Source organism: Romboutsia maritimum (assembly GCF_002251085.2).
Taxonomy (GTDB): Bacteria; Bacillota; Clostridia; order Peptostreptococcales; family Peptostreptococcaceae; genus Romboutsia_B; species Romboutsia_B maritimum.
Genome location: NZ_NOJZ02000001.1, coordinates 446509 through 456453, shown reverse-complemented (window position 1 = coordinate 456453; position 9945 = coordinate 446509). Strand labels below are relative to the sequence as shown.

General features: G+C 28.6%; 6 protein-coding genes. All 6 read left to right on the top strand.

Annotated features, from left to right (window positions below):
• Positions 1-558: toxin Cry1Ac domain D-VI-related protein (locus tag CHF27_RS14150; protein WP_158534716.1), on the top strand; the 558-nt coding region annotated here is incomplete at its 5' end.
• Positions 559-840: 282 nt separating this feature from the next.
• Positions 841-2760: an AAA family ATPase gene (locus CHF27_RS02165; RefSeq protein ID WP_095405785.1), complete on the top strand. Its 1920-nt coding sequence runs from the start codon at positions 841-843 to the stop codon at positions 2758-2760.
• 2 nt (positions 2761-2762) lie between these two features.
• Positions 2763-3806 (top strand): ATP-binding protein, encoded by a 1044-nt coding sequence (locus CHF27_RS02160; RefSeq protein WP_095405784.1) that lies wholly within the window; start codon positions 2763-2765, stop codon positions 3804-3806.
• A gap of 3 nt (positions 3807-3809) precedes the next feature.
• A complete protein-coding gene (gene cobN, locus CHF27_RS02155; RefSeq protein WP_095405783.1) occupies positions 3810-7640 on the top strand; it encodes a cobaltochelatase subunit CobN in 3831 nt (1276 codons plus the stop codon).
• Between the two features lie 183 nt (positions 7641-7823).
• The gene (locus tag CHF27_RS02150) at positions 7824-8894 is read left to right on the top strand and encodes an ABC transporter substrate-binding protein (RefSeq protein WP_095405782.1); all 1071 of its coding nucleotides are present in this window, start codon (positions 7824-7826) and stop codon (positions 8892-8894) included.
• Entirely contained in the window at positions 8875-9945 is a 1071-nt protein-coding gene (locus CHF27_RS02145) for a FecCD family ABC transporter permease (RefSeq protein ID WP_095405781.1), read from the top strand. The genes CHF27_RS02150 and CHF27_RS02145 overlap by 20 nt, the downstream gene beginning before the upstream one ends.

Here is a 9945-nt window from a genome sequence, read left to right as displayed (position 1 = left end):
AGAAATTTATTAAAAGCACAAGGTGAAGAAAAAGCAGAAGCAGAAAAAGTAAAAGTAGCAACAGAAGAAGTAAATGGATTATTTACAGATGAAAGTAAGAAAGCATTAAAATCAGAAGTAAATGAAGAAAAAATAGCAGGAGCAGAAGTATTAGTAAACGGATTAAAAGATGAAGAAGTAAAAAATAATTTAATAAAAGAAATAGGAGTTGCAAGAAATTTATTAAAAGCACAAGATGAAGCAACACTAACTTCAACAGAAAATGTAATAGTAGATATTAAAGATTCTAACAATTTAACAATAACATTAAAAAAAGCAATGATAGTATCAGAATTCAAAGAAGCAATGAAAAAAGAAGAAGGAGTAGACATAAAAGTATACAGTAAAGAAGATAGTGAAAATAAAACACCTTTAGCTATTGACTCTAATATAGTAGAAGGATGCAAAATAATAGTAACAGCAAAAGATACAACTACAACACAAACATATACAGTTAGTATAGAAAAACAAAATGTTGTTGCAACAGTTGCATCAAGATTAGCTAGTATATTTAGATAGATATAAACCCAGCGAAAGGGAGGGAAAATCACAGAGTAACATCCATTTGCGAGCTATTTTTAGCTGGCATGGATGCAAACGTGATTGGCCTCCCTTTTGCGGTATTAACCAAATCTGAAAGTTGACAAAATAGCGTAAAATGAACTATATTTATATCAAAGACAAAGATTTAAAATATTAAAAATATAATATAAAGATAAAAATAAGCCAAGAAGGTCAGGAAATGAATTTCCTCTTTTTGGCTTTTATTTTTTGGTAATTTCTGAAAGATGGGGGGAGCAAATGAGAAAAATTACATATCCATTTTCAGCTATTATAGGACAAGAACAAATGAAAAAATCATTAATACTAAATTTAATAAATCCTAAAATAGGTGGAGTTTTAATAAATGGAGAAAAAGGAACTGCAAAATCAACTATAGTGAGGTCATTATCAAATCTTATAAATTCAAATAAAGATAACAATACAATAAATAATAATATAGTAGAAATACCACTATCAGTAAGTGAAGATAGATTAATAGGTTCAATTGACTTAGAAAAAACAATAAAAAATGGACAAGTTTATTTAGAAGAAGGATTGCTTAAAAGTGCAAATAAAAAGATACTTTACGTAGATGAGGTAAATTTACTTCAAGATAATATAGTAGATATGTTACTAGATGTATCTCAAAGTAAAATTAACACAATTGAAAGAGAAGGTATTTCATATTCTCATGAAAGTGATTTTACATTAGTAGGTACTATGAATATTGAAGAAGGTGAACTTAGGTCACAGTTTTTAGATAGATTTGGTTTATATGTAGATATACGTTCAAGTAAAGATGTAAAAAAAAGAGTAGATATTTTAAGAAGACTAGAAAACTTTGAAAAAAATCCTATTAAATTTATAGATAGTTTTTTAGAGGAAGAAGAAGAATTAAAACTAAAAATAAAAAATGCAAAAAAAATATTAAAAGAAGTAAAAGTATCATCAGAAAACTTAGAAGAGATAGTTAACTATTGCCTAAAGTTCAATATAAAAGGACATAGAGGGGATATAGTTATGAGGCATACATCTATGGCAATAGCAGCATTAGATGGAAGAAAATATATAATTAGTGAAGATATAAAAGAAGCAAGCAATCTAGCACTAGCTCATAGAATGATAGATAGTGAAGATAAAAGCAATGATAAAGAAGAACAAAAAAACAAAAATTCTAATGAAAATGAAGATAATAATAGCAATGAACGAGATAAAAAGAATAATGAAGATAACAAAAATAACAACGAAGAAAAAAATTATGACAAGCAAAATGATGATAAACAAAAAAAGCAAAATGAAAATAATCAAGAGGAGAGCAATTCTAATCAGTCAAAAACATTTAACATAGGTAAAGATTTTAAACTTAAGTACTTTGGTCACAAAAGTGATAGAACTTATAGAAATGGTCAAGGAAAAAGAACGAGAACAAAAACAAACAGTAAATCAGGACGATATATATACCCAACAATGCAGAGAAAAAATAATGATTTTGCACTTGATGCAACAATAAGAGCAGCAGCACCACATCAAAAATATAGAGATAAAAATAATCTTGCTATAAAAATTAATAGTGAAGATATAAGGGAAAAGGTAAGACAAAAGAAAGTCTCAAATTTAATAACTTTCGTAGTGGATTCTAGTGGTTCTATGGGAGTAAGTCAAAGAATGATTGAAACTAAAGGAGCTATTTTATCATTATTAAAAGACTCTTATATAAAAAGAGATAAAATTTCTTTAATTACATTTAGAAATGATAAAGGAGAAGTCATTCTTCCTCCCACGACAAGTGTAGAAAGAGGATATAAATTATTAGAGATTATGGAAACTGGAGGAAAAACACCTCTAAATTTAGGGATATCAAAAGGATATGAGGTAATAAAAAGAGAACTTAGAAAAAACCCACATTTATTGCCACTTATGATAATAATAACAGATGGAAAAGGAAATATATCCATCAACAAAGATTTAAAACCTAAACAAGAGCTTATGGAAATAGCAAGTTCAATAAGAGAACAAAGGAAAATTAATTCTATGGTTATAGATATAGAAAAAAGTGGGTTAATGAGCTTTGGGATAGCTAAGGAATTAGCAAAAAATATTGGGGCAGAGTATATAAAAATAGATGATTTGAAAAGTGAATCAATTATAAAAAGTATTAATAATTTTAGGGGGGAATAGAAATGTCAAAAAAATTATATCCATTTTCTGCAATAATAGGTCAAGAATCTATGAAAAAAGGTCTTATATTAAATATAATAAATCCAAAAATATCAGGAATATTAGTATTTGGTGAAAAGGGAACGGCAAAATCAACTACAGTAAGAGCGATTCCAAATCTTTTACCGGAAATAGATGTAGTAAAAGGGTGCAGATTTAATTGTAATCCTCATGATAAGTCTACTATGTGTAGTGATTGTTTAGAAAAAGTAAATAAGGGTGAAAAAATAGAAATAGTTAAGCAAAAAATGAAGGTAGTAGATTTACCAGTATCAGCTACGGAAGATAGGGTGGTAGGTTCTTTGGATATAGAAGAAGCTATAAAAAGTGGAACTAAAAAATTTGAACCAGGTGTACTTGCACAGGCTAATAGAGGAATACTTTATGTAGATGAAATAAATTTATTAGACGATCATATTGTAGATTTACTTTTAGATAGTGCTGCAATGGGGGTAAATACAGTTGAAAGAGAGGGAATTTCATTTTCTCATCCAGCAAATTTTATATTAGTAGGAACTATGAATCCAGAAGAAGGGGAGTTAAGACCTCAATTATTAGATAGATTTGGATTTAGTGTTGATATAAAGGGAATAAAAGATCCTCAAAAGCGTGTGCAAATAGTTAAGTATAGATCTGAATTTGAAGAAAATCAAGATGAATTTATATCAAGATGGGAAGAAGAAGAACAAGAATTAAGAGATAAAATTGAAAATGCAAGAAAAATTATAAATGAAGTTGAGATAAGTGATGAGATGTTATTTTTAAATGCGCAGCTTTCTATTGCACTAGAGATTGATGGTCACAGAGGAGATTTGACTTTAATGAAAGCAACAAAATCTATGGCAGCGTTTAATAATAGAAAGTTAGTACAAAAGGAAGATATAGAAGAAGTTGCAAGAATGGTTCTTTTGCATAGAATGAGAAGTTTACCATTTGAAAGCGCTAAAAAATTAGATCAAGAAACAATAAAGAAAATAATAAATGCACCTATTGAAATGGAGATATAGAATATGAAAAATATTGTAGCTATAATGTGGCATGGTTCTTATAATATTTTATCAAAATTAAAACCTCAATTGATAGAGCATGTAAATATAAGCATATATTCAAGCCGATTGTTAGAAGAAGAAATACAAAGTATTGATGAACTAATTAAAAAAGTTAATGAGTGTGATTTGCTAATTTTAAATAAGACATCTTCAAATAATATATGGAATGAACTTGATGTTTTACTGCAAGATATAGACAAGCCTAAAATATATATAGGTGGGGAGTCTAACTTGTATATAAATGATAAAAATAGTTTGGAAATTTCGAGTATTTGCAATACATATATGACTTATAGTGGAGAAAAAAATTGGATAAATATGATTAAGTATTTATTATCAGATGTTTTAAATGAAGACATAAATCATGAAAAGCCAAAAGAAATTCCTTGGGATGGGATATACCATTATGAAACTGATAAGGTATTTACTAATGTACAGGATTATTTTGAATTTAAAAATCCCACTAAAAAAGGTACGATTGGTCTTATAACATCTAGGGGATATTGGGTAAATAAAAATATAGAAATAGAAAAAAATATTATAAAAAACATAGAGTCTAAAGGATATAATGTTATACCTATTTTTACATATACTTTAAGAAATGATGACATAGGAACTAAAGGAACTGCTAATGCCGTTAAAACTTTCTTCTTAGATAAATATGGAAATCCTATAGTTGATGCAATCATAAAAATGACTAGTTTCTTTTTAGATTCAGATTCTAAAAGTTATTCTAGTCTAGAAAATGCAAACAAAACAAATATATTAGATTTACTAAATTGTCCTATTTTTCAACCAATAGCATCTTCTTATATGACAGTAGATGAGTGGGAAAAAGAAAAAGATGGAACGATTAAAGATATTGCATGGAGTGTAGCCCTTCCAGAGTTAGAAGGAGTTATAGAGCCGATATTTATAGGTGCATTAGACAATGATAATAGTGTAGAAACTAGAGTACCTATACAAAATAGATGTGAAAAGTTAGTTAATAGAGTTATATCATATGTTAATTTGAGTAAGAAGCCTAATAATGAAAAGAAAGTAGTATTTTTACTTAATAATAATCCATGTGCATCACTAGAGGCATCTGTAGGAGGTGGGGCTAATTTAGATACATTAGAAAGTGTATCAAGAGTCTTAAAAAGATTAAAAGAAAATGGATATGATTTAGAAAATATTCCTGAAAGTGGTAAGGAATTAATAGATACAATGATGCACAAAAAAGCTATATCAGAATTTAGATGGACTACAATATCTGAGATTGTGAAAAAAGGGGGAGCATTAGATTTAATAGAAAAAGAAGAATATATGAAATGGTTTAATGCTCTTAGCAAAGAAGTACAAGAAAATATGATAGATAACTGGGGAAATCCTCCTGGTGAAGAAATTGATGGCGTAGTACCTTCTATGATTTATGATGAAAAAATAGTTGTGACAGGATTAAATTATAAAAATGCATTGGTTTGTGTTCAACCAAAGAGAGGTTGCGCTGGTTCTAAATGTGATGGACAAGTCTGTAAGATACTTCATGATCCCCATCTTCCACCGACTCATCAGTATTTAGCAACTTATAGGTATTTTGAAGAAAAGTATAAAGCAGATGTAATTATTCATGTAGGAACTCATGGAAATTTAGAGTTTTTACCAGGGAAGGGAGTAGGATTATCTGAAAATTGTTATCCAGATGTATGTATAGGAAATTTACCTAATTTGTATATATACAATGCAGATAATCCACCAGAAGGAACTATTGCAAAGAGAAGGTCATATGCAACGTTAATAGACCATATGCAAACAGTACTAACTCAAGGTGGCCTTTATGATGAATATTTAGAACTAGAAAATCTTTTAAATCAATATGAAAAAGTAAGAATTTCAGATAAAACACAAGCTCATTTATTAGAACATTTAATAGTGGAAGAAATAAAAAAGGCAAATTTACAAACACAAATAGATATAAGTGATTATCACAATAATATGGATAAGATAAGAGAGGAAAGTCACAAGGTACTTTCTATAATAAAAAACACTCAAATTCAAGATGGTCAACATATATTAGGGGAAATTCCGACTGGAGAAAGATTAGTTGAGCTTATAAATTCTATACTGAGATTTGAAGGATTAGATAAAAAATCTTTAAGGGGATATATAGCAAATTTAATAGGACTTGATTTAAGTAATTTACTTCAAAATAAAGAGAAGATAAATGATTTATATGAAATAGATAATGGAAGTTTAACTTTTGAATTAGATATTCTAAGCAAAAAAGTTATATCTATATTAATAGAAGAAAAAAGTATAGAAAATAATTTAGATATATTTAAATGTTATGAACTTAAAGATTTAGATAAACTAGAGAAAATAGAAAATTTTAAAGAAAGAATATTAGATATAAAAAATAGGGTCCAAGAATCCAAGGAAATAGAAGCTTTATTAAGAGGAATGAATGGAGAATATATAAGTGCAGGTCCATCTGGAGTTATAACTAGAGGTAGGGATGATATATTACCAACAGGAAGAAACTTCTATACTTTAGATCCATATAGAATTCCTACGAAAGTTTCTTATGAAGTTGGAAGAAGGCTAGGAGATAAAGTAATAGAAAAGTACTTAGATGAAACTGGTACTTATCCAGAAAACTTTGCTATATACTGGATGTGCAATGACATACTTTGGACAGATGGCGAAGGAATGGCACAATTATTATATTTAATAGGGGCTAGACCAAAATGGTCAAAAAATGGAAGAGTAAATGGATTTGAAATAATACCGTTAGAAGAATTAAATAGACCTAGAATAGATATAACTGTTAGGATATCAGGAATACTTAGGGACAATTTTTCAAATTGTGTAGATTTATTAGATGAAGCAGTTTTAGAAGTTGCTAAATTAGATGAGCCACTAGATAAGAATTATATAAAAAAGCATACGTTAGAGAGTATGAAAGATAATTTATCTTTTGAGTCAGCATCTTCTAGAATATTTGGTACTAGACCAGGAACATATCTATCTGGTATTAATATGATGGTTTATTCATCTGCTTGGAAGGATAAATCTGATTTTCTTGATGTATTTTATTATTATAATGGATATTCATATGGAAAAGATAAGTATGGTGAAGAATCATTTAAGGAACTTGAAAACAGTTTAAAGACAGTAGATATAACTTATAATAAAGTAGCTTCTGATGAACATGATTTATTAGGATGTTGTGCTTATTTTGGAGCACATGGAGGACTTACTGCTGCAGCTAAGCAAGTTTCTAATAAAGAAGTAAAAACTTATTATGGAGATACAAGAGAAGTTTCTAACGTTGAAGTAAGAACCTTATCAGAAGAAATTAGAAGAGTGGTAACAGGAAAGCTATTGAATCCAAAATATATAGAAGGTCAAAAAAGACATGGTTATAAAGGTGCATCAGATATATCAAAAAGAGTAGGAAGGGTATATGGATGGGATGCAACTACTGATGAAGTAGACGATTGGATATTTGATGAAATAACTAATACATTTATTATAAATGAAGAAAATAGAAACTTCTTCAAAGAAAATAACCCATGGGCATTAGAAGAAATTTCAAGAAGGTTAATAGAAGCTTATCAAAGAAATTTGTGGGATGCAGATGAAGATATAATAGAAGAATTGAAGGACTATTATATAGAAATGGAAGGTTGGATAGAAGAAGGAATGGGAGATATAGGAGGCGATTTCCAAGGAGGTTCTATTGATATAGTTGATTTGAAAGAAATAGAAAGCTTTAGAAATAAACTAGGGAAGTTAAAAAATAAATAAATATTAAATTTTATAGATGTAAAAATATGATTGTTATTGTAAAAAAAAGTCTAAAAAAACTTTTTTTGCTAACTTGAAATAATATGTAAAAATATAGTAAAATATATATAAACATAACGAAGCCATGAAGGTTTTATTTCTTCATGGCTTTTTTTGTGCAAAAAAAGGGGAGGAATAAGGAATATGAAGAAGATTTATAAGAAATTATCGCTATTATTATCATTAGTATTAGTAGTTGTAGGAATGGTCGGATGCAATAGTACAGAAGACAAGAAAGACAAAGTGGCTAGTAAAGAAACTCAAAAAATAGTTGATACATATGGAAGATATGTTGATGTACCTAAAGATGTAAAATCAATGGTTATACTAAATTCAGGAGTGTATGATTTGGTATGTGCATTAGGATCATCAGATAAAATAGTAGGTGTAACAGATAAAACTAAGTTATTACCAAATGACACTAAAAAAGAAATACTTGGAACATGGAAAGAGCCAAATGTAGAGAAAATATTAGAGATGAAGCCAGATGTAGTATTTGGATATCAAAAATATATGAAGCCAGAACTAGCAAAACAAATAGAAGAAGCTAATATAGCACTAGTTTATTTAGATGCTTATAAAGCTGAAAATATGGCATCTGAAATAAGTACATTAGGTCTTATATTAGGAAAAGAAAAAGAAGCAAATGAATACTTAGGATTTTTAAATAAGTATAGTAAATTAATACAAGAAAGAGTAGCAAAAATTCCAGAAGATAAAAGAGTTAAAGTTTACTGGGAAGGATATAGCGATTATGCAACAGTTGCAAAAGGAACAGGTGGAGATAGTTTAATAACAGCAGCTGGTGGAGTAAATATAGCAAGTAGTGAACCAGTAGAATATCCAAAAATAAGTAATGAATGGGTAATAGAAAAGAATCCAAGTATAATAGTAAAAGTTGTATCTAATAAAAAGCCAGTATTAGGTCTTGGAATAGAAAATGATACACAAGCTAAAGCAGCATATGAAAAATTAGTAGCAAGAACTGGGTGGAATCAATTAGAAGCAGTTAAAATTTCAAAAACACATATGATATCAAATGAAATAGCTACATCACCTCAAGGTAGTGTAATAGGAAGCTTATATTTAGCAAAATGGTTATATCCAGATAAATTTGAAGATATAAAACCAGAAGAAATACACAAAGAAATGTTAGAAAAATTCTATAAAGTAGAACATAAAGGAATATGGACATATGAATCAAGTAGCAAGTAATAATTTAAGAATAGATAAAAAGAATAGTTACGAAAAAAGAAAATATAAAAACTTGATGATACTAGTGGGACTAAGCTTCCTGCTAGTATTAACATCAATTTTATCAATATCAATAGGCGCATCATCAGTAGATGCGTCTACTGTAGCAGAAGTAGTTATGAATGTATTTAATAAAAGTTTAAGCGTATCACAGGTTGATAAAATAGTAGTATTAAATATAAGATTGCCTAGAGTCTTTGTAGCTATATTTGCAGGGATAGCACTTTCAAATGCAGGACTTTTGATGCAAGGAATATTTCAAAATCCATTAGTAAGTCCATACACATTAGGAGTATCAAATGGGGCAGCATTTGGAGCTGCACTATCTATAATATTAGGTACACCTCTATCATTTTTAGGTAGTTACAAAGTGCCTATATTTGCCTTTATTTTCTCAATTATAACAATGTTGATGGTTTATGTTATATCAATAATAGCTAAAAATTCGTCTAAAACGTTAATATTATCTGGGGTAGCAATAGGATATTTATTTTCAGCTATGGTATCATTTTTAAAATATGTAAGTGATACAGATGAACTACCTGAAATAGTGTTTTGGATGATGGGAAGTTTATCAGGAATAGAATGGGAGTCAATAGCTATAATAGTGGTTATAGTAGTAATAAGTTTTATAATTATGATGCGATATGCATGGGATTTAAACGTAATGTCTTTAGGAGAAGAATCAGCACTTAGTTTAGGCGTAAACTTTAATAAAATAAAAAATATATCAATAATATTATCGACGCTTATGACAGCAGTAGCGGTAGCATTTACAGGTATAATAGGATTTGTAGGACTAATAGCACCTCACATAAGTAGAATGATAATAGGAAGTGACTATAGATATTTAGTACCAACATCATCATTAATAGGTGCATTACTACTTTTAGTATCAGACACGGTGGCGAGAAATATAATAGCCCCAACAGAATTACCAATAGGGATAATAACTTCATTTATTGGAGTTCCATTCTTTTTATATTTAATAATAAAGCAAAAAAGAGGGTAA